This is a genomic window from Peribacillus alkalitolerans, assembly GCF_010882125.1.
GTDB classification, from domain to species: domain Bacteria; phylum Bacillota; class Bacilli; order Bacillales; family DSM-1321; genus Bacillus_BN; species Bacillus_BN alkalitolerans.
In genome coordinates this window covers 176,654-201,706 of the sequence record NZ_JAAGVZ010000007.1, presented here as the reverse complement: position 1 = coordinate 201,706, position 25,053 = coordinate 176,654, and the positions used below count along the sequence as shown (strand labels likewise).

At 36.5% G+C, this 25,053-nt stretch carries 29 protein-coding genes; all 29 read right to left on the bottom strand.

The genetic code is table 11. From position 1 onward, the window contains the following. Positions 1–48: 48 nt before the first annotated feature. Positions 49–837, bottom strand: a complete 789-nt coding sequence (locus G3O09_RS11030) for a phosphatidate cytidylyltransferase (protein ID WP_163101536.1) — start codon at positions 835–837, stop codon at positions 49–51. A 56-nt stretch (positions 838–893) separates the two neighbouring features. Beyond that, positions 894–1,667 (bottom strand): isoprenyl transferase, encoded by a 774-nt coding sequence (locus G3O09_RS11025; RefSeq protein ID WP_163101535.1) that lies wholly within the window; start codon positions 1,665–1,667, stop codon positions 894–896. 218 nt (positions 1,668–1,885) lie between these two features. Further along, complete coding sequence (frr, locus tag G3O09_RS11020; RefSeq protein WP_163101534.1) at positions 1,886–2,443, bottom strand: ribosome recycling factor; 558 nt, start codon at positions 2,441–2,443, stop codon at positions 1,886–1,888. Between the two features lies 1 nt (position 2,444). After that, on the bottom strand, positions 2,445–3,167 hold the full coding sequence (gene pyrH, locus G3O09_RS11015; RefSeq protein WP_163101533.1) for a UMP kinase: 723 nt from the start codon (positions 3,165–3,167) through the stop codon (positions 2,445–2,447). A gap of 119 nt (positions 3,168–3,286) precedes the next feature. Then, complete coding sequence (tsf, locus tag G3O09_RS11010) at positions 3,287–4,171, bottom strand: translation elongation factor Ts (RefSeq protein WP_163101532.1); 885 nt, start codon at positions 4,169–4,171, stop codon at positions 3,287–3,289. 213 nt (positions 4,172–4,384) lie between these two features. Beyond that, positions 4,385–5,095: a 30S ribosomal protein S2 gene (gene rpsB, locus G3O09_RS11005; RefSeq protein ID WP_163101531.1), complete on the bottom strand. Its 711-nt coding sequence runs from the start codon at positions 5,093–5,095 to the stop codon at positions 4,385–4,387. A 155-nt stretch (positions 5,096–5,250) separates the two neighbouring features. Beyond that, complete coding sequence (locus tag G3O09_RS11000) at positions 5,251–5,898, bottom strand: hypothetical protein (protein ID WP_163101530.1); 648 nt, start codon at positions 5,896–5,898, stop codon at positions 5,251–5,253. Positions 5,899–5,908: 10 nt separating this feature from the next. Beyond that, positions 5,909–6,214, bottom strand: a complete 306-nt coding sequence (locus G3O09_RS10995; protein WP_163101351.1) for a hypothetical protein — start codon at positions 6,212–6,214, stop codon at positions 5,909–5,911. 170 nt (positions 6,215–6,384) lie between these two features. Continuing rightward, positions 6,385–7,149, bottom strand: a complete 765-nt coding sequence (locus tag G3O09_RS10990) for a FliA/WhiG family RNA polymerase sigma factor (RefSeq protein ID WP_163101564.1) — start codon at positions 7,147–7,149, stop codon at positions 6,385–6,387. A gap of 204 nt (positions 7,150–7,353) precedes the next feature. Further along, positions 7,354–7,533, bottom strand: a complete 180-nt coding sequence (locus G3O09_RS10985; RefSeq protein ID WP_163101529.1) for a hypothetical protein — start codon at positions 7,531–7,533, stop codon at positions 7,354–7,356. A 146-nt stretch (positions 7,534–7,679) separates the two neighbouring features. After that, a complete protein-coding gene (locus G3O09_RS10980) occupies positions 7,680–8,177 on the bottom strand; it encodes a chemotaxis protein CheD (RefSeq protein ID WP_163101528.1) in 498 nt (165 codons plus the stop codon). Further along, positions 8,161–8,811, bottom strand: a complete 651-nt coding sequence (locus G3O09_RS10975) for a chemotaxis protein CheC (protein ID WP_240338404.1) — start codon at positions 8,809–8,811, stop codon at positions 8,161–8,163. Before G3O09_RS10975 ends, G3O09_RS10980 begins: the two co-directional genes overlap by 17 nt. Before the next feature lie 4 nt (positions 8,812–8,815). After that, a complete protein-coding gene (locus tag G3O09_RS10970) occupies positions 8,816–9,283 on the bottom strand; it encodes a chemotaxis protein CheW (protein WP_163101526.1) in 468 nt (155 codons plus the stop codon). A 42-nt stretch (positions 9,284–9,325) separates the two neighbouring features. Next, complete coding sequence (locus tag G3O09_RS10965; RefSeq protein ID WP_163101525.1) at positions 9,326–11,383, bottom strand: chemotaxis protein CheA; 2,058 nt, start codon at positions 11,381–11,383, stop codon at positions 9,326–9,328. A 23-nt stretch (positions 11,384–11,406) separates the two neighbouring features. Beyond that, a complete protein-coding gene (locus G3O09_RS10960) occupies positions 11,407–12,495 on the bottom strand; it encodes a protein-glutamate methylesterase/protein-glutamine glutaminase (RefSeq protein WP_163101524.1) in 1,089 nt (362 codons plus the stop codon). A 10-nt stretch (positions 12,496–12,505) separates the two neighbouring features. Further along, positions 12,506–13,375 (bottom strand): MinD/ParA family protein, encoded by an 870-nt coding sequence (locus tag G3O09_RS10955; protein WP_163101523.1) that lies wholly within the window; start codon positions 13,373–13,375, stop codon positions 12,506–12,508. Continuing rightward, a complete protein-coding gene (gene flhF / locus G3O09_RS10950; RefSeq protein WP_163101522.1) occupies positions 13,372–14,535 on the bottom strand; it encodes a flagellar biosynthesis GTPase FlhF in 1,164 nt (387 codons plus the stop codon). Before flhF ends, G3O09_RS10955 begins: the two co-directional genes overlap by 4 nt. Then, positions 14,532–16,568: a flagellar biosynthesis protein FlhA gene (gene flhA, locus G3O09_RS10945; RefSeq protein ID WP_163101521.1), complete on the bottom strand. Its 2,037-nt coding sequence runs from the start codon at positions 16,566–16,568 to the stop codon at positions 14,532–14,534. The genes flhF and flhA overlap by 4 nt, the downstream gene beginning before the upstream one ends. A gap of 346 nt (positions 16,569–16,914) precedes the next feature. Continuing rightward, positions 16,915–17,994 carry a flagellar biosynthesis protein FlhB gene (gene flhB / locus G3O09_RS10940; RefSeq protein ID WP_163101520.1) on the bottom strand — a complete coding sequence of 360 codons (1,080 nt, stop codon included), beginning with the start codon at positions 17,992–17,994 and terminating at the stop codon, positions 16,915–16,917. A gap of 1 nt (position 17,995) precedes the next feature. After that, positions 17,996–18,772, bottom strand: coding sequence for a flagellar biosynthetic protein FliR (fliR, locus tag G3O09_RS10935; RefSeq protein WP_163101519.1), 777 nt, complete (start codon positions 18,770–18,772; stop codon positions 17,996–17,998). Between the two features lie 5 nt (positions 18,773–18,777). Continuing rightward, positions 18,778–19,047, bottom strand: coding sequence for a flagellar biosynthesis protein FliQ (gene fliQ / locus G3O09_RS10930; protein ID WP_163101518.1), 270 nt, complete (start codon positions 19,045–19,047; stop codon positions 18,778–18,780). Between the two features lie 9 nt (positions 19,048–19,056). Then, complete coding sequence (gene fliP, locus G3O09_RS10925) at positions 19,057–19,725, bottom strand: flagellar type III secretion system pore protein FliP (protein WP_108669680.1); 669 nt, start codon at positions 19,723–19,725, stop codon at positions 19,057–19,059. Beyond that, positions 19,718–20,374, bottom strand: a complete 657-nt coding sequence (locus tag G3O09_RS10920; protein ID WP_240338403.1) for a flagellar biosynthetic protein FliO — start codon at positions 20,372–20,374, stop codon at positions 19,718–19,720. Before G3O09_RS10920 ends, fliP begins: the two co-directional genes overlap by 8 nt. A 32-nt stretch (positions 20,375–20,406) precedes the next feature. Next, positions 20,407–20,769, bottom strand: coding sequence for a response regulator (locus G3O09_RS10915; protein WP_163101517.1), 363 nt, complete (start codon positions 20,767–20,769; stop codon positions 20,407–20,409). A 20-nt stretch (positions 20,770–20,789) separates the two neighbouring features. After that, positions 20,790–22,046: a flagellar motor switch phosphatase FliY gene (fliY, locus tag G3O09_RS10910; protein ID WP_163101516.1), complete on the bottom strand. Its 1,257-nt coding sequence runs from the start codon at positions 22,044–22,046 to the stop codon at positions 20,790–20,792. Next, a complete protein-coding gene (gene fliM, locus G3O09_RS10905; protein ID WP_163101515.1) occupies positions 22,036–23,037 on the bottom strand; it encodes a flagellar motor switch protein FliM in 1,002 nt (333 codons plus the stop codon). The genes fliY and fliM overlap by 11 nt, the downstream gene beginning before the upstream one ends. A 45-nt stretch (positions 23,038–23,082) precedes the next feature. Beyond that, positions 23,083–23,511 (bottom strand): flagellar basal body-associated protein FliL, encoded by a 429-nt coding sequence (fliL, locus tag G3O09_RS10900; RefSeq protein WP_163101514.1) that lies wholly within the window; start codon positions 23,509–23,511, stop codon positions 23,083–23,085. Then, positions 23,501–23,725 (bottom strand): flagellar FlbD family protein, encoded by a 225-nt coding sequence (locus tag G3O09_RS10895; RefSeq protein WP_163101513.1) that lies wholly within the window; start codon positions 23,723–23,725, stop codon positions 23,501–23,503. The genes fliL and G3O09_RS10895 overlap by 11 nt, the downstream gene beginning before the upstream one ends. Positions 23,726–23,779: 54 nt before the next feature. After that, positions 23,780–25,051, bottom strand: a complete 1,272-nt coding sequence (locus G3O09_RS22995; protein WP_420850337.1) for a flagellar hook-basal body complex protein — start codon at positions 25,049–25,051, stop codon at positions 23,780–23,782. Positions 25,052–25,053: the final 2 nt, after the last annotated feature.

The window sequence follows — 25,053 nt, the reverse complement described above, 5'->3', positions numbered from 1 at the left end:
TACTTATATTCGAGATACGTCCACCACATCACATTATTATACTAAATATTACAATAAATGTAGGACATGTAAAATTGGTAACACGAAGATAAGGCTGTCTAATCGATCTAAAATTCCACCATGACCCGGCAGAAGGTTTCCTGAATCCTTTACTCCATAATGACGCTTGAATGCTGATTGTACTAAATCTCCAACTTGTCCAAAAATAGATATAAGGGTGGACATAATAATTAGTTGGATCAACGTTGCATTAATATCTGAGAAGAAAGCAAAAAGAATGGCAACGATCCAGGCACAAATGATCCCACCTATGGATCCCTCTATCGTTTTATTCGGACTAATTTCAGGCCAAAGCTTCCTTTTTCCCATTGAACGCCCAACAAAATAAGCTCCAGAATCAGTGGCCCAAATCGTGAACAATGCAAAGAAAATATAAATTAATCCTGTTTCTCTTGTAGCAAAGAAATAAAAGAAACCAAATCCGACATACAAAATGGATATTAATGAAAAACCAACATCATCAAATGTATAAGTGTTTTTTGAAAGAACTGAATAGGATAATAATAAAATAACTCCTATTAAAACAAAATCTGATTTGGAATATCCATAAGATGTAAACCATTCCATTGTAGGTGGAGGTAATAAAAGAAACCACAATACTAAAAATGAAACAAAAGTTGGAAATGAAGCCAATTTAAGCTTTTTCATTTTTATTAATTCATATAAACCTATGGATGCCAGTAAAAATACTAACAGCATAAATGGCCAATTCCCATAGATTACGATCGGTAAAAATACAGCAGCAGCAAGGACTCCTGTAATGATTCTTTGTTTCATATTAATTTTTTTCCTCGCCTTCAGTTTTTAGGCAGTGTACGGATCAATCATTACTTTCATTTCAATCCACCATACCTTCTCGATCTTTGCTGATATGTGTGAATAGCTTCCAGTAAGTGATCCTCATTAAAGTCAGGCCATAACACATCAGTAAACCAAAATTCTGTGTATGCCAACTGCCACAGCATGAAATTACTTAGACGAATCTCTCCACTTGTCCTTATTAATAAATCAGGATCGGATAGATGCTTCGTCATTAAGTAATCAGAAAAGACTTCTTCTGTTATTTGTTCTTTATTCAGTATACCATTATTCACATCTGTCAAAACCTTATGCACTGCATGGATCATTTCAGCGCGGCTTCCATAATTTAAGGCAAAGTTTAGTATTAGCCCAGTATTTTGACTCGTCTCCGATTGAGCCTTCTCAAGAGCTCTCTTTGTATGACTTGGTAGAAGCTCTTTATCCCCCATCATTTCAACTTTTACATTTTCTTTCACTAATTCAGGAAGAAAAGTTCCTAAAAATTCTTCAGGAAGCTTCATTAAATAGTCGACTTCCGTTTTAGGACGCTTCCAATTTTCTGTTGAAAATGCATATAATGTTAGAGTTTTTACTCCAAGTTCACTTGCCTTTTTCGTTATTTTCCTTACTACCTTCATACCCTCATGATGCCCTGCTATTCTCGGCAAAGCCCTTTTACTTGCCCATCTTCCATTGCCATCCATAATAATGGCAATATGTGACGGAATATGTTCCATCAGAATATCATGAGATTTATTCTCTGAAGAGTCTTTTTTATTCCATAAACTTCTCCAAAGCTTTTTCATATGTATGTCCCCCATTACGTACCTGGTTATGTTCTTTTTATAAATATCTTCTATTATAAAATTACCCTTTTTATCACTATATAGCAACATATACATCAATTGTGGAAACGTATGGGATATTAATCATTATTTTATGTCCTAGGGCAAATTAAAAGAAAAGGTCCCGTATTATGGGACCCATATTATAGAATATGAAGTTTTCAGTTACTATATCCTGATTATACTTCCATAATTTCTTTTTCTTTATCTTTTGCAACACCATCAACTTTGACAATATAGCTGTCAGTCAGTTTTTGGATTTCATCAGAATAACCACGTAAGTCATCTTCTGTAATTTCGCCATTTTTCTCTAGCTTTTTCAAATCATCGTTTCCATCGCGACGAATGTTTCGAATCGCAACTTTTGCTTCTTCTGCCTCTTTTTTCACTTGCTTCGCTAAATCTTTACGACGCTCTTCAGTTAAAGCAGGAATTGCAATACGGATAATTGAGCCATCATTTGATGGATTCAAGCCTAAATCAGATTTCAGGATCGCTTTTTCAATTTCACCTAATACAGTTTTATCATAAGGTTGAATGACTAATAGTCTTGCTTCTGGAACCGAAATACCTGCCATCTGGTTGATAGGTGTTGGAGCTCCATAATAGTCAATCGTAATTTTATCTAATAATGCAGCACTTGCTCTTCCAGCACGGATGCTTGCTAATTCTCTAGAAAGAGATTGAACAGATTTTTCCATTTTTTCTTTAGTAGCAGATACTACTTGCTTTGGCATATTATTTCCCCCTTACAATTGTTCCAATGGTTTCGCCCATTACAGCACGCTTAATGTTTCCTTTTTCCATAATTGAGAAAACAATTAATGGAATGTCATTATCCATGCAAAGAGATGATGCAGTCGAATCCATTACCTCTAAGCCTTCTTTTAAAACATCTAAATACGACAACTGGTCATATTTAACAGCATTTTCATCTTTCTTCGGATCTGCATTATAAACCCCATCAACATTATTCTTTGCCATGAGGATAACTTCAGCTTCTATTTCAGCAGCTCTTAATGCTGCAGTTGTATCTGTTGAGAAATAAGGATTCCCAGTGCCTGCAGCGAATATGACTACACGTTTCTTTTCAAGATGTCTGATAGCACGTCTACGGATATACGGCTCAGCTACTTGTCTCATTTCAATTGAAGTTTGCACCCTTGTTTCAATACCCAGATGTTCTAAACTATCTTGCAGCGCTAAGGAGTTCATGATCGTTGCCAACATTCCCATGTAGTCAGCAGTAGCACGATCCATGCCCATTTCACTGCCAATTTTCCCACGCCAGATGTTTCCGCCACCAACTACAACTGCGACTTCCACATCTAATTCAGCGATTTCCTTCACTTGTTCAGCAATGGATTTAATAACAGAAGGATTAATACCAAAGCCTTCAGTTCCTGCCAAAGCTTCCCCACTTAGCTTTAAGACCACTCTTTTATATTTTGCACTGCTCATTAGAACCTCCAGATATGTACGACTTTTTACTCATTAATTAAAGGAAAAACCTCTCTAATTCTAAAAAATAGGGAACACAATGTGTCCCCTATAATTTATTGTAGTGGTTTTACAATCAATTAGTCTTTTTTAACTTGGCTCATTACTTCTTCAGCAAAGTTATCTTGACGTTTTTCAATTCCTTCGCCTACTTCGTAACGAACGAACTCTCTGATTGTTCCGCCTTTAGATTGAATGAATTGACCAACTTTTTGATCTGGGTTTTTAACGAATGGTTGATCAACAACACAGATATCTTCGAAGTACTTGCTGATACGGCCTTCTACCATTTTAGCAACGATTGCTTCAGGCTTTCCTTCGTTCAATGCTTGTTGTGTTAATACTTCACGTTCTCTTTCGATTTCACCTTGAGATACTTGATCACGAGATACATAAAGAGGTCTTAATGCAGCGATGTGCATAGAAACATCCTTAGCTGCAGCTTCTTCAGTTGAACCTTCAACAACTGTTAATACGCCGATACGTCCTCCCATGTGAAGGTATCCGCCAAATGCGTCAGCATCAGTTTTTGTTTTCACTTCAAAACGACGAAGAGAAAGCTTTTCACCAATCTTAGCAATAGCTGCATTGATGTGCGCATCAACTGTTGCTCCATTGCTCATAGTTTGAGCTAATGCTTCTTCAACGCTTGCAGGTTTGTTGCTTAAAAGGTGCTCAGCAAGTTCTTTAACAAGTACTTGGAAACCTTCATTACGAGCAACGAAGTCTGTTTCAGAGTTAACTTCTAAAATAACAGCTTCATTTCCTTCAGTAAGGATATAAGTAGTTCCTTCTGCAGCGATACGGTCGCCTTTTTTAGCAGCTTTCGCGATACCTTTTTCACGAAGGTAGTCGATTGCTTTTTCCATATCACCATCTGTTTCAGTAAGTGCTTTTTTACAATCCATCATACCAGCACCAGTTTTTTCACGTAGTTCTTTAACCATTTGAGCAGAAATTGCCATTAGGGTTGTCCTCCTTTGGTTTATGTACACTTGTTAGAAGTCTACTAGTTCATTTTCTTAAAAGTTCCTTTTTCATTTTGCCAAAAAAGGAAGAGAATTATCAACTATTTTATTCTCAAAAAAAGGTGATAAAAGGCCTTATCCTCTTATCACCTTTTCATAATTAATAAGAATGTATGACTCTGTCAACCGTTCTACAAAGCCTACTCTTTATTAAGCAGTTGTTGTTTCAGTTACTTCTTCGCCTTGCTTCGTTTCAATAATAGCATCAGCCATTTTTGCAGTTAGAAGCTTAACAGCGCGGATAGCATCATCATTTGCAGGGATTACATAATCGATCTCATCTGGATCACAGTTAGTATCAACGATACCAACTAGAGGGATGTTCAATTTGTGTGCTTCTGCAACAGCGATACGCTCTTTGCGTGGGTCGATGATGAAGATTGCATCAGGAAGACCCTTCATGTCTTTAATACCGCCTAAGAATTTCTCTAAGCGCTCATGCTCTTTTTTAAGTTGGATAACTTCTTTTTTAGGAAGTACTTCGAATGTACCGTTTTCTTCCATTTTTTCAATCTCTTTAAGGCGTGAGATACGCTTTTGGATTGTTTCGAAGTTAGTTAAAGTTCCACCCAACCAGCGTTGGTTTACATAGTATTGACCAGAACGGATTGCTTCTTCTTTAACTGAATCTTGAGCTTGCTTTTTAGTACCAACGAAAAGGATTGTTCCACCGTTAGCAGCTACTTCTTTAACGAAGTTATAAGCTTCTTCAACCTTTTTAACTGTTTTTTGAAGGTCGATGATATAAATACCGTTACGCTCTGTGAAGATATACTTCTTCATTTTTGGGTTCCAACGGCGAGTTTGGTGTCCGAAATGTACACCAGCTTCAAGCAATTGTTTCATTGAAATTACTGACATGTTTTGTTCCTCCTAGGTTTTTAATTTCCTCCGTTCCGATCATCTCCGGTCAGAAACTGTAATCAGCACCTGCTGACCGAATCCTTGAACGTGTGTAATAACACCATGTAGTAATATAGCATAACAAAAATGGATATACAAGAGTTTCTTAAGAATTAACCCTTGAATTTTAATAATAATTCGATTTCCGTTTTACCTTTATTCAATTTCTTTGCAATTTGTTCAATACTCATGCCTTTTTCCATTAGCTCATCAATTTGTTCCTGGATAGTTAGACTTTTCATAACATGATGTTTAGATAACTGTTCTTTAAAGGAATCTTGGAAATGAGATACTTTCTTTTTCTCGGAAGATTTGAGCGAATTGCTAAGTTCAACTTTATCTTCTTGAGAGAAAAGCTTATCTGAGAATCCAATGCCGTCGTCATCAATTAGATTATTATTTTTTTTGTAATTGTTCAGGACTAAATTGGGTTTTTGTTTTTTGGAAAGTGGACTATTGTCTTCAAAACCTGTTAAGTTAGAAATATTCTCGTTCCTTGATTCCTCAAAAAATGGGTTGGGAGAATTAGTAGAGACAGAAGACTTTTTCATTTTAGGGGTTTTTTGAAACTGGGACATAAATCTTTCATTATCGTCTTTCATTTCCAATAGAAAAGATTGCAATATATCCTCTAACTCTCTAATCATCATCTGTTGATTATTTTCAGCTTGTACTAACCGATTCTGTCGTTGATAAAGTATGATGATCGCAAATATTGAAACTAAATTCAGCAATATACTAATCGTTATTAAAAAAATCATATATAAACCTCTATCCTAAAAAATCAATACTATTTCCTTTAGTTGGATGGTTTTTATTTCTTGTTCTATTCTTCTTTGGTTTTCTTTTTTCCTGGTAGGAGTCATTATGTCGTGGCTCACCATCTTTTTTAAATTCGTTATTACTAGTAGGTTCTTTTTTTATGACCGCATGTTTCTTCCATTCTGTATTCTTTTGAACTGCCAACGCTGCCTCATCGTTAGCTAATTGCCCTCTTTGCTGCAATTGTTGTTGTATCTTTCCAGCATCTATTGTCCTTGGAAGAGCTACTTGCATTTCTAATGCTTTTAGACTCAAGTAAAGAACTCCTTTTTAGATGAAATTCGGTATTGGGATACATTGTTCCTAAATCTGTTTACGAAGCAACCAATTTTTCTGACATAATTTAGATGTAATCATTGATGCTATTCCAATCTTTAATAGATAAGGAGAAATAAGCTACCTATCTACCTTCTTCCTTTCCACTATTACAGATGTTTTTTCATGATATTCTTTATTTTAAAAAGGGCCTTTGAATGAATTTGAGAAATCCTTGAAGTTGATAAATTTAAAACTTGCCCAATTTCAGTGAGTGTAAGCTCTTCTTTATAAAATAATTGGAGTACCATCTGTTCATTATTATTCAAAGTTGCAATTACCTTAGCCAATTCATCATAGAGTTCATTTTTTATCAACGAATCTTCAGGCAATACTGCCTTTTCATCTTTGATATGAAAACTAGCCCCTTCTTTTTCATCCATGTCTTGGGGATTATCATCTATTGATAAAACACTAGAAAAGAAGCTTTCATTCATGGTTGCCATTATCTCTACCTCTGATAAATCGGTAGCATTAGCAATTTCATCCACCGTCGCATTTCTCATTAATTTTTGTTCTAATTGTTCAATGGCAGCCTCTATTTTTTTAGCCTTTTCCCTAGTACTTCTAGGTAGCCAATCTTCCTTACGCAACCCATCTATAATTGCACCTCTTATTCTAAAAGAGGCATATGTATCAAATTTCAAGTCCCTATTTGGATCAAATCGTTCTATAGCATCAAAAAGGCCCATCATGCCCAGGCTTCTAAGTTCATCACGACTCACATTTTTGGGTAGATTGACCGAAATCCTTTGTACATGGTAAGAAACAAGTGGCATGTATTTCTTGACTAAAATGTCTCCTGCTTGAGAATCTCTGCAGTCAATCCACTTATTCCATTGTAACTGCTCTTCTCCATTCACCAGTTGAGACATTTTTTTTCCTCCTAACAATTCCAAAAACATATAATCTTGCTACGATTCATTATATCAAATCAAGATTCTGAATAATATAAATGGTTGGATAAGATGTTACAAAATTTCATATCTACATAAAAAATAAGTATTAAGCCTTGTGTATAAACACCTATATACTGAAAGAATAAAAAATAGTCAGCTAAGTAATTTACTAGGCTGACTTTATTCATTATTGATTAGATCTTTAATGTATTTAGAAACTTGTTCAATATCATCATCAGATAGATGTTGATCATTTTCGCTGGTCGTTGCTCCATCCGGTGAATAGGATTGCCCCTCTTGTGGTGTCTCATTTGGAAGTTTTGAATTAGCTTGCAATGATTTACCAAAAAGATAACGCACCAAATAACCACTTAACAAAAAAACTATACCCACAATCGATGAATGGATGAATGTTTCAATAGGATAGTATTTACTGTAAGAGAGAGAAAAATAAAGTAGGAACCCTATTAATGAAAAAAGTAAATTCAAAATGAATGACCCAGCCATTATATTTCAGCAATCCCTTTATTTACAGTCCTAATGTTTAATAAAGTAGTCCGTGGATCAAATTCTATCGTTCTGCCATTATTTCCACCTACATCTTCTGAAATAAGGGGAATCCGTAGAATTCTAAGTGTATCCTTTACAGCTTCGACGTTTCTTGGACCAATCCGCATCAAATCATTACCAGTGGTAAATTGAAACATTTGAGCACCACCTGCGATTTTTGCCTTTAATGAAGATGAATTCGCACCATCTAGTACAAGCCTTTTCACTAACTCTTTAACCCCTGTATCCGCATACTTCGCAATATTGATTTGACCTTCCTTACCCATCGAAGAGTCTGGAAGCATAACATGTACCATCCCAGCAAGCTCTTTTATAGAGTCATAAATAACTACTCCGACACAAGACCCAAGACCCGCTGTGCGAATTAAATGGGGTGATTTTACGATATTCATATCCGCAATCCCCACTTTTACAACGCTAATTGTCGCATTCATCGATTGGGACTCCCAAAGATGCAAAAATGGTTTCAAATGAGGATGGATCAGGGATTAGGAAGAAGTGGCCGTCAAAAGATTCGTTTCGGACATCTTCTTCATAAATGGCAGTGTCTATTACTATTGCAAAATCGCTGACTTGTGATAGCTCTAATAGTCCAAAGCTGATTACCGCCCCTACCATGTCAAAGGATAATTGGGGAACTGAAGGAAATAGGTTAAGTTTTGTAAAATCGGACAATGAAGAGAGATAGGATCCAGAAAGAATATTGCCTAACTCCTGAAGTGCAGATGCAGCTATTTCTGGATAGGTTGATTGATCATTATTTATACAATCTAAGCCTGTCATTAGTTTAATAAAATGCTTGGCTTGATTTAAGGACAAAACAAAGAACATACTACCAGGCGCTTCTCCCTCTATACGTAAAAAAACGGAAGCGACAATATTTTCTGGCCCTCCAGCAAGTTCCATCATTTCATCAAATGAAACAATTCTTACATCTGGAACCTTCATGTCGACCTTCTTATTTAATAAAGTTGACAAGGCCGTCGCAGCATGTCCAGCCCCAATATTGCCAACTTCTTTTAATATATCTAAGTGGATAGAATTGATTCTTTCAATGAAAGAAGGCATTTCACTATTCATCTCCCCAAACGTTGGTTTGCTCTAAGGGATGAAGAACTTTCTCTAAATTGATTAATATCAATAATCTTTTTTCGATTTTTGCAACACCATTAATAAAATCTGCTTCAACCATACCTACCACTTCGGGTTGAGGCTCAATATTATTGATTGGAATATCGATGACATCATTAGCAGCATCGACTATTAATCCAACATCCATATCAGTCAATGATACAATGATGATTCTAGTGGACTCTGAATAGGGTGCTTCCTCCATATCAAATCTTGAACGTAAATCGATAATTGGAGTTACTAAACCTCTTAAGTTTATTACTCCTTTCACGAATCTCATTGTTCGAGGAACTCTAGTAATATACTGAACTTTTTCAATTGATCGAACTTGGCTTACAGGAATTGCATATTCCTTCCCATTAAGCTGAAAGACAATAACTTTACTCTCAGCAGTAACTGTTTGAGTCATAATTTAGCCTCCCATTTCCCCTACTGATTTTCGAGATCTGCTTTATTTAATCAATGCATTGCAATCTATGATTAAAGCGACCTGGCCGTCACCCAAAATGGTAGCTCCAGAAATTGCAAAGACTGAATTTAAATAGTTTCCAAGAGACTTTAAGACAATTTCTTGCTGTCCAATAAAGGAATCTACGATTAATCCGGCCATTTTGTCGCCTTTTCTTACTATTACAACTGAATAGAACTCATCACCATCATCAAAGACTGGTACTTCAAAGGTTTCCTTCAAGTCAATTAAAGGTACGACCCTGCCACGGAAATCAATGACTTGTTGATTATGTGCATTCATCACTTCACTTTTTCGAACAATGGCAGTCTCAATAATTGATGAAAGTGGGATTGCAAATTTCTCTTTTTGAATTTCAACTAACATAACCGAGATAATGGAAAGTGTTAATGGAAGTTGGATAGAGAATACAGAACCCTCACCCAACTTAGAATCGATAGATACAGAACCACCCAATGACTCAATGGTACTCTTAACAACATCCAATCCTACCCCGCGTCCAGAAACATCAGAGATTTTTTCTGCTGTTGAAAAACCAGAAGCAAAAATAAGTTCGTAAACTTGTCTATCTGTCATAGAAGAAGCTGCTTGTTCCGAAACAATACCTTTTGAAATAGCTTTCTTGAGAACACGTTCTCTACTGATTCCTGAACCATCGTCTTCAATCTCTATGAATACGTGGTTACCGCTATGATATGCTTTTAAAATTACTGTTCCTTCATCATTCTTTCCAGCTTTTAATCTTTCTTCAGGCATTTCGACACCATGATCGATAGCATTTCGAAGTAGATGTACTAATGGGTCTCCAATTTCATCTATGACCGTTCGATCAAGCTCTGTTTCGGCACCAATGATTTCTAAATTAATTTTTTTGTTTAAATCCCTGGCAAGCTGTCGAACCATTCGAGGGAATCGATTAAATACCGTTTCCACTTGAACCATCCTCATATTAAGAATGATATTTTGAAGATCACCAGTTACTCTAGACATCCTTTCTACCGTTTCGTGTAGCTCGGAATTATCTAACTCTCTTGATATTTGTTCAAGTCTTCCACGATCGATGACGAGTTCTTCAAATAAATTCATTAAAATATCTAAACGTTCAATGTTGACACGAATCGTTTTATTTGAAATTTGGTTATTTTTCGTATTATTAGATTTTTCCGAAGGGACTTCTGCTTGATTTACAGAAACAGCTGTTTCCTGTGTTTGTATGTTTATTTGAGAGATAGCCTCTTGCTCTGTATGTATTGTATTTTTCAATTCTTCTAATTGTAATAATCGAACTACTACTTCTTGTACTTCAGAAACTTTCATCACTTTTTTCTGAATATCACTAGCAGTTTCTTTTGATACAATAGTAACTGTAAATTCCGAATCAAATTGCTCTTCCTCTAATTGGTCAGTAGAAGGATTAGATTTAATCACTTCACCGATTTTTTCAAGGACTTCAAATACCATAAATACACGGGCAGCTTTTAATAGACAATCTTCACGAAGTTTTACAGTTATTTCGTAACTATCATAACCTTGTTCCTTTGATTGTTCGATTACAGTTAATTCAAATTCGTCATAAACACTTTTAACTGCATTTTGATGATCTATGGCCTCAGCTGTTGCGGAAACTTGCGCTTGTGACGAGACGGCCTTTAAGGGAGATTCTCCATTTTCAATCATTCTAAGTTTTTCAACTGTTTCAGTTACATTACGTTTTCCATCCCCACCAGATGCAATGGACATTACCATTTCTTCTAAGTGGTCTGTTGCTTCGAATACAACGTCTAATATTTGTGAATTGACTTTAATTTTATGATTTCTAATTCCATCAAGTACATTTTCCATCATGTGTGTCAAATGCGCTAAATCTTCATATCCCATAGTGGCAGACATGCCCTTAAGAGTGTGTGCAGATCGAAATATCTCATTCACGATGGTAAGACTTTCAGGGTTTTTTTCAAGCTCTAATAGCTGCTCATTACATGTTTGAAGGTGTTCTTTACTTTCTTCAATAAAGACTTCCAAGTACTGATTCATATCCATAACATTTTCACACCTCTCAAGATTTAACAATATTTCACAATACAATCTGCAATGCTTTCAACATGTTCTATTTCATCAACAAGATTTGTAGCTATTGCTGCTTTTGGCATCCCAAAAACAATCGAACTTTCTTGCGACTCTGCAATAGATTTGGCATTCATATTATTCTTCAAATCTATTAATCCCCGAGAACCATCGACACCCATCCCAGTCATGACAACTGCAATGGCTGAATAGTCGGATAATAGACTAATAGACTCAAACATAACATCTACAGAGGGACGATGACCGTTTCTTTGAGCTGATTGATCAAGTTGAATGGCTAGACTTTTCCCGATTTCCCTTACTTTTAAATGAAAACCCCCTGGAGCTATATAAGCCGTTCCATTTTGAACGATTTCTCCATCCTCTGCTTCCTTAACTTTTATGTGTGAAAGTGAATCTAACCTTGTAGCCAAGGATTTTGTAAAACCTGGAGGCATATGCTGGACGACAAATATAGGTGCATTTATGTCCTTCGGTAAGTTTGTTAGAACATACTGAAGTGCCCTAGGACCACCGGTAGATGTACCTATACAAACAACTTTTTTAGAAGTTGTAACCCACGCTTTTTTAACAAATATGTTCCTCTTTAGTTCTATTCTACTATAATCTTTAGTTTCTGGCAGTGTTGTTTTTGTATTATTTGCGTTTTTTTGTAATCTAGATAGGTTGGCTTCACTAGCTTGCAACACTTTTTGAATGAGTTCTTCTTTAATTTTGTGTAAATCTAGTGAAATAGCACCAGATGGTTTAGCAATAAAATCAAATGCACCATTTTGCATGGCCACTAAAGTATTCTCTGCACCTTTTGCGGTGGTACTAGATAACATGATTACTGGAGTTGGACTTTCATCCATGATTTTTTTTAATGCTTCTAACCCGTTCATAATCGGCATTTCAACATCCATTGTGACTACATCTGGCTTAAGCTGCTTAATTTTTGTAATCGCATCTTCACCATTTCTCGCAGTTCCTATTACTTCAATTCTAGCTTCCTCTTTTAGGAAATCTGTAATCAGTTTTCTCATGAAAGCAGAATCTTCCACTATTAAAATTTTAATTTTTTTCATAGTCAAATCCCTACTTTCCAGCGAAAAAATGTGTTAATCTTCCTAAAAAATTATTCTTCCTAAACTTTATTGACTCATTCCATGCATTTCTAGAATATCGATCGGCCATATTCTTAATACCAATGGATATATCAGAATTTGGCTGCATCATAGTAAAGGGCACTTGCCTTGATACCGCTTTTGATACAGTCCTATCATCAGGAAGGTAACCAAGTGGATGAATCTCCGTATTTAAGAATTTCTTGATAGCATTCTGTAATCTGGAAATAGTATCTTTTCCTTCTTTTTCATCATGTGCCCTATTACAAATCAAATAAATAGGGGTTTCGTTAATATGAGTATGAAGGTATTTTAAAATGGAATAAGCATCCATCACCGATGTAGGCTCTGGGGTAGTGATAGTAACGATTTCATCTACGCATTGTACAAATTGTGAAGACTCCCTAGATATACCCGCTCCCATATCAAAAATCACATATTCATATTGTTCTAGGACTGATTGTAATTGTTGACTAAATCGAACAAATTGAGCCTCATCCATTGAAAATACATATGACAGTCCAGTACCACCACTAATGATAGAAATGTTCTCTGGACCTTCCGATATTACTTCTTGAAGGGATAGGTTTTTACTAAAAAAATCTGTAATATTCTTCTCGGAGGAATTGCCTAACAGAATATCTATATTTCCCATTCCAATATCCATATCAAAGAGAAGGACACGGTATCCTAATTGGGACAATGATATTGAGAAGTTTAATGAGAAATTCGACTTACCGACTCCACCTTTTCCGCTAATTACAGCAATGGATTTCGCAATTTTCTTTTCAGAGTTCCCATTTCGAACACGATTCCGTAATCCCTCTGCTTGATCTCTCATATGTTTTCGGCTCCAAAAATGATGTTCAAAATGGATTCTGGCTGAGCTTTTACTATATCTTCTGGAACATTTTGTCCATTTGTAATATAGGCTGTCGTGAATTGGAAATTCAAAATCATATTATATATTGATCCAAAAGAATGAGTCTCATCCATTTTAGTGAAGATGACTTGGTGGATTGGGATCAATGAAAACTGATGATAGATGTCCTCCATATCCTTTTGCTTGGAAGTCAATGAAAGGACTAAATATGTTTCCATATCGTTCTCGAAATCAATGATTTTCATTAGATCTCTCACATATTCTTGATTCCTGAAATTCCTACCTGCTGTATCGATAAACACTAAGTCATAATGACTGAATCGCTGGGCAGCCTTCTGGAAATCCTCAAGATTATAGGCAATTTCTATAGGAACATTTAATATTTTCGCATAGGTTTGTAACTGATCAATGGCTGCAATTCTATAAGTGTCAGTAGTAATGAATGCAACCTTCTTTTGGTGCTTCAATACTTGTTCGGCTGCCAATTTGGCTAATGTAGTAGTTTTGCCAACACCTGTTGGTCCTACAACATTGATAAATTTCTTTTTAAACAATGGTTGATCAGTCATGATCGATTGCAATTTCCCCAACATATTGCGCATTGCTTTTTCCTTGGCAGAATCTATAGTCCATTCTTCTTTCGAGGAAGACCACTCCGCTAATAGTTCTTCCATCAATTGCACCCTATGCTGATCAGATATTTCTTGTTCATTTAAAATTACATTGATTTGTTCAAGAATCTCTGGGTAAATCGTTTGGTTGGATTTCTGATTTAATTGATTTACAATCTGTTTTAATTCATTAATTTCCTTCAAAATATCTCCTTGGGGCTCAAAGGAATGATTCATGATACCAACAGGTTCCTTCGTAGGCAATTGACTCTTTTCTATATCCAAACTAATTTTCTTTGTTTTTTCTTTTATTTTAGGCACTTGTTGTTCTTGTTGTTTAGAGTCAACTCCTGCTATAACCTCAATACTTCTTTTCTTAAATAAACCAAGGAAACCGCCAGAGTACACTACTTTAGAATTGAGGATGACTGCTTCATTCCCCAATTCAGAACGGACAAGCTTCATAGCTTCACCCATAGAAGGAGCAACGAATTTTTTCACCTTCATTCTACATTCACCACCCCTACACTTTGGACTTCAACAGCCGATTCTAATTCATTGTAAGATAGTATTGGCAATTGAGGAAAATATCTTTCTGTAAGTTGTCGTACATACATTCTGACAGCAGGAGAACAAAGGATGATTGGAGTTTGATCCATGATTGCCAAATCTTCCAGCTTATTAGCAATGGATTGGAGGATCGCTTGAGAATCCGCTGGATCTATCGATAGATAATTTCCATGTTCTGTTTGCTGGACTCCATCCGCTATTACTTTTTCCACTCTGCCTGAAACCGTAATGACCTTAAGCTGGTCTTGGTTTCCTATATATTGATTGGTGATTTGCCTTGCTAAATTTTGGCGTACATATTCAGTAAGTAAATCTGTATCAGAAGTAAGCTTCCCGTAATCTGCTAAGGTTTCAAAAATGATAGGAAGATTACGAATCGAAACTTTCTCTTTTAAAAGTTTTGCTAAAACCTTCTGTATCTCACCAATTGATAGTGGGTTTGGAGTCACTTCTTCTACTAATATTGGTGAGCTTTCCACTAAATGATCAATTAACTGCTTTGTTTCTTGTCTACCAATTAGAATGTGAGCATTTCCTTTAATGACTTCTGTAATATGTGTCGATACAACACTAGGTGGATCTACCACGGTATATCCCATGATTTCTGCATGTTCTTTCATATCTTCACCAATCCATTTTGCAGGTAGTCCAAAGGATGGCTCAATTGTGTCTATCCCTTCAATTGAATCATCATCCATTCCAGGGCTCATAGCCAAATAATGATCTAACAGAAGCTCTCCCCTTGCCATCTCATTCCCTTTAATTTTTAAACGATACTCGTTTGGATTCAACTGAATGTTATCTCGAATACGAACAACTGGAATGACAAGTCCTAATTCTATTGCCAGCTGCCTCCGGATCATGACCACTCGATCCAATAAGTCACCCCCCTGATTAGCGTCTGCAAGGGGAATAAGTCCATATCCAAACTCGAATTCTATCGGATCTACACTTAGAAGGTTAACAACACTCTCAGGACTCTTCATTTCATCTGTTTCAATTTCTTGCTCAAGTTCTTGAATTTCGTCCTGATCTGGAGTTGGAGTTCTACTGATTAAATAGCCCCCACCAATAAGAAGGCCAGCGAGCGGAATGGTGTAAAAATCACTAATTGGAGTGAATAAACCTAGTAGTAGAATCGTTCCTCCAGTAACATAGAGCATTTTTGGATAAGCAAATAGTTGTTTAGTAATGTCTTCACCGAGGTTTCCATTAGAGGCCGCCCTTGTGACGATAATACCTGTGGCCGTAGAGATTAATAAAGCAGGTACCTGACTGACTATACCATCCCCAACCGTCAAAAGCGTAAACCTAACGGCTGCTTCTTGGACACTTAACTCGAGCTGCATTACACCAATAACCATTCCAACGATTAAATTGATCAGTACAATAATGATGCCAGCGATAGCATCTCCCTTAACAAATTTGCTCGCTCCATCCATAGATCCGTAAAAATCCGCTTCGCGACCTATTTTTTCACGTCGTTCACGCGCTTCTTTTTCAGAAATCATCCCAGCATTTAAATCAGCGTCAATACTCATTTGCTTACCAGGCATCGCGTCCAGGGTAAATCTGGCTGCTACTTCTGAAACGCGCTCTGCACCTTTTGTAATAACGATAAACTGAATGATTACTAGAATGACGAAAATTACCAAACCTACAATTACTTTCCCACCGACTACGAAGGTCCCGAACACTTCAACAACCCCACCAGCTTCACCATGGCTCAGGATAGATCGGGTAGTTGAAACGTTTAGTCCCAATCTGAATAACGTAAGTAAGAGTAAAAGAGAAGGAAAGATGGAAAGCTCTAAAGGTTCTTTCATATTCATTGCTGTTAATAAGACTAATAATGCAAGAGAGATATTCAATAATATCAATATACTAAGCAACCAAGTTGGTAATGGAATAATCAACATGGCAACGATCATGATTACACTTATCAAAACTGTTAAATCTCTTGCTGACATACATTTCCTCTCCCAACCAACAAACTATTAGAAAAGCGCAAGCGCCTGTTTAGCGACTTATGGACTGGAGCACACCTACTGAGATAAAGGAAACACGAAGAGCGTAAGCGATTCGATGTTGACTTATCGTAGGGAGGTGGGCGAAGTACACTAGTCGCTGGGCGCTGGAGCTAGACAATGTTCTGACTTCAGAAAGATAAACTTTCTTATAATATTAGAAAACTTTGCTAGCGCCAAGCTTAAGCGCTGGCGATTGCCTAGTTGCACTTATACTTTAAACCTAAATTTGGCTACGACGCCGACTTACTTCTTTGCTGCCAATTTATACTTTCTTAAAGTATAAAAATTACACTTTACCTTTTGTCTTATAGACAAAGGCAAGTATCTCTGCAATCGCTTTAAAGAACTCTTCAGGTATAGCTTGGCCGATATCCGTTTGGTCGTATAACGCCCTAGCTAAAGGCCGATTTTCTACCATTACAACATCATTTTCTTTTGCAACAAATTTAATTTTTTGTGCTACATAGTCTACACCTTTTGCTACAACTATAGGTGCATCAGCTTGTTTTTCATCATATTTTATAGCAATTGCATAGTGAGTGGGATTGGTAATGACGACATCGGCTTTTGGTACTTCTTGCATCATCCTTTGCATCGCCATCTCTCTTTGCTTTTGCTTAATTTTCGATTTTATAAGAGGGTCACCCTCGATGTTTTTATATTCATCTTTGATATCTTGTTTAGACATTCTGATACTTTTTTCGAAATCATATTTTTGGTAAAGATAATCCATCAAAGACAAAAACAAAAGGGCACCAGAAGAATACAATCCTACCTTTATCGTAATATCACCTAAGGTAATCAACGAGGCACCTACTGATTTTTGAGATAAAATCAATATTTCATCCATCCGGGACCAAACAACAGAGAATGCAATAAATCCTACAAAGCTTATTTTTAATATAGATTTTAATAATTCTACTAGCGCCCTTACAGACACAATTCTTTTAAACCCACTAATTGGATTCAATTTGCTAAGTTTGAACTGTATAGCCTCTGTGGAAAAAAGTATGCCGACCTGCATATAATTTGAAGCCAATCCAGCTACCATGGCTATCCCCATAATAGGTAGCAAAAATAAAGCAGCTTTCTCAGTTACTTGAACAAAAATCGATTGAATATTGGCTTCAGTTAAATCCATTAACATGAATTCCTGGAATGACACTTTATATATTCCTAAAACTAAATCCAACATATGTCCACCTGTCATTAGGAGAAGAAAAAACACAGCAAGTAAGACTATTGCTGTATTAACATCCTGACTTTTCGCAACCTGGCCCTTCTTCCTGGCATCCTGTCTTTTTTTTGGAGTGGCTTTTTCCGTTTTTTCACCAGCAAAAAATTGCAGATTTAGTTGTAACTTCACGTCAGGTTCCTCCCATCCATTCCATTAAACCTCTCATTGTAATAATCGTATATTCAAATAAATGAGAGACAGAAGTCATAAGTGCACCCATAACGATAATCAAGACAACAAAGCTCACACCAATTTTGATTGGTAGTCCTACCACAAAGATATTTAGTTGAGGAACTGTCCTAGCAAGAATACCAAGAGCAATATCGACAATAAACAAGCTTCCGACAACAGGAATCGACATTTGGAAAGCAATGAGAAACGCTTTGTTGAAACTTTTTACAACAAAGAGTAATAAATCTTCATTATTAAATGGAATAAAGGCTTGATCAACGGGTATGAATTGATAACTATAATAAATGCCGTCAAGTAATAAATGATGTCCGTTTGTCACAAGCAAAAAAAGCAAAGCGAAGGTATAAAGGTACTGACCAACTAAAGGGCTTTGCACTCCAGTTTGGGGATCGATTACATTGGCGATCGCAAATCCCATTTGAAAGTCGATAAATCCTCCGGCAATTTGAACTGCAGTCATTATTACAAATGCGATAAATCCTATCATTAATCCTACTAATGCTTCTTTAACTATTAAAAGGAAATAGCTAACATCTATTTCTAAAACAGGAATATCCATCGTGTAATACATGATCCATGCCAGAAAAAAACTAAAGCCAATTCGATGACTGGCAGGAATTGTTCGATATGAGAAAATCGGCATTGTCACAAAAAATGCAGTAACCCTAACTAAAATCAACAAAAAACCTGGGAATTGAGGCAATAGCTCCTGCATATCCATTAACCTACAAATCTATTGAGATTACCGAAGATTTCTTGTGCATAAGAAAGCATATGGCCAAGCATCCATGGACCAAAAAAGATTAATCCAAGAAGAACGGCCACAATTTTAGGAACAAAAGCCAATGTTTGTTCTTGGATTTGGGTGGCAGCCTGAAAAATACTTACGACCAATCCAATTACAAGTGCCAATAATAATAAAGGGCCACAAATGATTAATATAGTGTAAATCCCTTGCTCAGCTATTTTTACAACAAATTCTTGGTTCACTTTCCTCACCTACTCAAAGCTTTGTAGCAAAGATTTAACAACAAGATACCAACCATCCACCAACACAAATAGTAAAATCTTAAAAGGCAATGATATCATCACTGGTGGAAGCATCATCATACCCATCGACATTAAAACACTAGCTACAATCATATCAATGACTAGGAATGGTATGAAAATCATGAAGCCAATTTGAAAGGCCGTCTTTATTTCACTGATTGCGAATGCTGGTACAAGTGCCGTCAAGGGAATATCTTCAATACTTTTTGGACGATCCATTTTCGCGTATGCTAAAAACAGTTCCAAATCCTTTTGACGTGTATGTTGACTCATAAATTCCTTAAAAGGAACCGATGCCCTTTCATAGGCCTCTTCCAATTGAATTTCCTCATTAAACAACGGGGTCAAAGCTTTCTCATTCACCTCTTGAAAGGTAGGAGCCATGACAAAAAAAGTAATAAATAATGCTAATCCAACAAGAACTTGGGTTGGAGGCATTTGTTGTGTCGCCAAAGACGTCCTTACAAATCCTAAAACAATAATGACCCGTGTAAAACATGTCATCAAGATCAAGATACTTGGTGCCAAGGATAACACTGTAAGTAGAAGCAATAACTTTACAGAAGTTGAAACTGAAGAAGCGTCATTGCCGTTGAAAAATTCCATGAATTCATTCATCTCGGTCTTTCTCCTTCTTCAAATCTTGTTGTAATTTCCTTCTTGACTTAGAAAAATCACTTAATTGCTCTTTAATATGAGAAGTAAAGTTTTCAAAAGATGGATTATTTGACGCTTGCTTTTTAACAACAAATTTTGAAAAAATATCTGAAGCTTGAAAATCGGATTCTCCTGTAGAAAGATAAGTGTCCATAATGGAAGAGAATTCTTCTGGATTATCGATTTCTTTTAATAATTGGATGTCCTCTCCAACTCCCACTATAAGAACTCTGTTCCCAATTTTCACTAATTGGATGGATCGATTTCCACCTAAGCTCGTTCCACCTAAATTTTGGACATAGGTGACCTTTTGGTAAGCTCTACTTTTTTTATTGATAAATCTCAACACAAAATAGAGAAGGGCAACAACAAAAAGTGTTGCTACTATCATTCTCAAAAAATCAAAAAAAGTAAGACCTGTTGAAGATCCTATATCCGCTGTATTATTTTCGGAATCAGAAACCTTTTCAGTACTCTCTTTTTTATCCTTAGGTTGATAGAAATCTTTTACTGTTTTCTCACCTTGCTCTGCTTGGACCTGAATATTGGATCCAAGCAGAACGATCATTGTAATAACAAAGAAGTAAGTTATTTTTTTAAAATAAACCAATGGGATTACACCCTCTAACTGATGATAGAATATTAGCTCAATGTCTTGTTGATTGCTTCTAATACGCGGTCTGCTTGGAATGGCTTCACGATAAAGTCACGTGCACCTGCTTGAATTGCATCAATTACCATCGCTTGTTGACCCATCGCAGAACACATGATCACTTTTGCGGATGGATTCAGCTTTTTGATTTCTTTTAATGCAGTAATCCCATCCATTTCTGGCATAGTGATATCCATAGTAACTAAATCTGGAGATGTTTCCTTAAATTTTTCAATGGCTTGGACACCATCAGCAGCTTCCCCAACTACATCAAAACCATTTTTGCTTAAAATATCCTTAATCATCATTCTCATGAATGCAGCGTCATCTACGATTAAAATTTTATGTGCCATATATTATTACCCCCAAGAAATTATCTTAATTTTTTAAGTCTATCACTTTGACTAATGATGTCTGTAACCCGAACTCCAAAATTCTCATCAATGACCACAACCTCACCTTTTGCGATTAGGCGATCGTTCACCAGGATGTCAACAGGCTCCCCGGCGAGCTTATCCAATTCAATGATCGAACCGCTTGATAGCTCGAGAATTTCCTTCACAGAACGTTTTGTTCTACCGAGTTCTACAGTAACCTGAAGTGGGATGTCTAGTAGCATATCCAGATTCTTTTGTTCTGGCTCCTGTAATCTATAAGGCTCAAAGCTTGTAAAACTTGCAGGCTGTACATTCACTGCTTGCATAGGTTGTACATATTGAGAGCCTAAGTGTTGTGGTTGATGCGGTGCAGGCTGATAATTCTCATAAGGATTATGTGGTGCTTGATATCCTTGTCCACTATAATTAGCCATCGGCGGTTGTTCATATTGATTTGCATCAACTGGTTGCGCCTGTGGTTGATACATATGTTGATTTTGAACGGGTTGCTGATGTTGGATAGCTTGTTCCATAGGTTTCTCTATGATTGGCTCAACTTTAGTTTCCACTGTTGGTGATGGGTTCAATAGCTCATCAACTAACTCTTTTGCAAACTGGATAGGCAATAATTGCATGATATTTGAATCTATTAACTCCCCAATTTTCAAGCGAAACGATATTTTGGCAAGTAATTCGTCTGCTGGAATGGAATCTCCGCCCTCACCTTGCTCCATATTCAATAGATCGATGCTTGGTGGTGAGATGTCCACTTTTTTATTAAAGATTGTAGACATTGATGTCGCAGCGGAACCCATCATTTGATTCATAGCTTCCTGTACCGCACTTAGTTGGATTTCACCTAAAAGATCGGAAGGGTTTATTCCATCTCCACCCAACATTAAGTCTGCAATGATTGCGGCGTCTGATTGCTTGATTACTAGTAGATTCACCCCTGAAAAACCAACAGTATAATTTACTTTTATAGCCACATAAGGATGTTGAAACTCTTCTGGAAGTTTTGAACGATGGATAACAGAGACGGTCGGTGTCGTTATATCCACTTTTTGATTTAATAAGGTAGATAAAGCTGTTGCAGAGCTTCCAAAAGAAATATTACCAATCTCTCCAAGTGCATCTTGTTCCATTAAACTAAGGAAATCATCAACAGGGGGATCGTCAACTCCGAAATCATCATCTGTACCCTTCAAAAGAGCATCAATTTCATCTTGAGATAGCATATCATCACTTACCATATTCTTCGTCTCCCCCTTTCAATGTGTCCAAAATTTGAACGGCCATTTTTCTACCTACTTTACCTGGTTGACCTTCAAATTTCGGCACATCCCCAACCTTTATTGTAAGTGGTTGGTCTATAAATCTATTTAAATCAATCACATCACCGACATCGAGAAGTAAAAAATCCTGAATACTAATATCCGTTCTACCGAGTTCGGCTATAACTGGTACGACAGATTGTTCAATCCTTTTCTCCAGGACCTCAATTTCTTCAGTCGATCTTTCTTTCTTAGTTGTTTGCATCCAATAATGAACAGACAATTTTGGGATGATTGGTTCCAAGACTACATGTGGAATGCAAATATTTATCATTCCCGTTGTCTCTCCAATTTGAGTATTCAATGATATGACCACAACAGTTTCGTTGGGAGATACCATTTGTAAAAATTGAGGATTGACTTCAAAATCCGTCATGATTGGATCAATTTCAGCTACGGTAGACCATGCTTCTTGAAGGTTTTCAAATCCTCTTTCAAATAGATTGGACATAATTTTGGTTTCAATCTCAGTCAAGTTTTCTACTTTATTTACACTGGATCCTCTTCCACCAAGAACACGATCAAGCATGGAATAAGCGATGTTTGGATTGACTTCCATTAAAATGCGTCCGTCAAGAGGTGGAACCTCAAACACGTTCAATATGGTCATTTTAGGAATAGACCGAATGAATTCTTCATATGGTATCTGATCGGCTGATGCAACCGTAATCTGAACATAAGTCCTCAATTGAGCAGAGAAAAACGTAGTTAATAGTCTTGCAAAGTTTTCATGTATTCTAGTTAAACTTCTTACTTGATCTTTTGAAAAACGGAGAGCTCTCTTAAAATCATAAGACTTAACTTTTTTCTCAGCCTCTTCTTTTTTTAACTCATCTGCATTCATTTCACCTGTTGAAAGGGCAGACAAGAGTGCATCAATTTCGTTTTGTGATAATACTTCACCCGACAAGGATCGTCACCTCCCATTACCTCTGTAAATATATTCTTTATTTGTTTATTGGAGGATGGATGAGGTGATGTACACCTTTTCAATCGTACCTTCCTGCATAATGCTGTTTAACTTATTTTCAAGTTTATCTTGAAGCTTTTCTTTTCCGGCCTTGCCCTTTAAATCATCTGACTTAAGTTCAGAAAGCTCGGTTAAAATAATATTTTTAACCTGAAAGTTTCGTTTTTCCAATTCTTCCTTCGCTTTCTTGCTGTCGGTTTGAACCATAAAGGAAATCTTAATAAAATCTCCACTTGCTAAATTTGTAGTGATTTCAGGAACCTCCACTGACGCATCGATGATTTCATCGATGGAAGGTTCAGAATGTGCAGCTTCATCCCCTGTGAATTTTAGGACGACAACTAAAGCTATCGCACCGATCAAGGTAATTGAAACTAACAATACTATCATGATTGTAAGGAGCTTATTCTTCATTAGCTAGGTCCTCCTCATTTTTCTGAAGCCCCAATAAATTAATAGAACGATAAAATTGGATAATGGCAGTCTTAATTTGACCTTCCGTTTCAGCAACAACAAACTTTTTACCATTCGTTAATGTAATCATCGTATCAGGATGAGATTCAACCGCTTCTATGTATAGTGCGTTTACCATATAGCTCTTCCCGTTTAACCTAGTGACATTGATCAATGTAATGGGGAGCTAAAGTAACAAAAGTTCTTTAGCTCCTACCCTCCCTTAAATCTATCGTTTTAGATTAACTAGCTCTTGAAGGATTTCATCTGAAGTCGTGATAATTCTAGTATTTGCTTGGAACCCACGTTGAGCAGTAATCATTTCTGTAAACTCTTCTGACAAATCAACATTTGACATTTCAAGTGAACCTGAAGCAATTGTTCCTCGGCCTTCTCCGGCAACGTTAATATTAGCAGTACCTGAGTTGATGGATTCTTGGAAGAGGTTGTTACCTGCTTTAGTTAAACCTGATGAGTTGGAAAATTTAGCTAGTGCAAGCTGGCCTAAAGTTAAAACTTGTCCATTTGAATAAACACCATTAATTTCCCCACTAGCACCTATGTTAAAGCTCTCAAGAGAACCTTCAGTATTCCCATCTGGATTTATTAGAGCAGTCATTGATCCATCTTCCTGTGTTAATTTTGAAAAATCAAATTTGATTCCTTTTAATATTTGTATACTTTCATTTGTAACAGTATCAACATCATCCTTAAAACCAGAAGGAATTGATAAATCCATTGTAATCGTCGACTTATCATTTGGAATCTTGCCATTAACAAATGTCAATTTATGATCCTCTTTAGTTGCTGGATTTACCTCAATCGACGCTATGGGTGTAGTAGCAGGGTTAGGAACTTGTGGGGTTTTTGCTTTCGCATCAATTATCCACGTGTCTCCATCATTAGGAGATAACCCATTTTTATCAATTTCTACTCCTTCAGCTGTTACAAATTTCCCGCTAGCATTCCAAGTTATTGTTGTTGCTGGTGCACCATTCACACTAATATTGTAAGATTCTGGGGCCGCTGGTCCAGGTACTGGTGGTACTGCTGCAGTGTATGTTATTGAATAATTTGTATCAGTTGAAGGTGTGTACGAAGTAGGTATATTCACCTTAAAATTTCCTGTATTACCTATTAATTGTGTTGATGTTACACTTGCTGGTTTTTCAATGCTTGAAACGTCCAATTGAAGTCCTGCAAGTAAAGTTTTATGAGTTAGATTTACTGGATTAGGTAATATTAATTTTTTGGAAGCTGTTACTGTCAATGGGATAGTATTAGTTCCGTCTGTTAAACTATATTCACTACCAGCAGTACCAGTATATCGCAAATCCCACTTGACTTTATTTGATCCGGTATATACGGATAAATCCGCCTTTAATCCACCAGTTGGGATAGCTGTTGCTTCCAATGGCTCTTTTGTATATACACCCCAATTATCTTGTGAGAGTTTTTTAAAGTAAATAGTAGTAGAACGGGATATACCATTTTCATCCACTA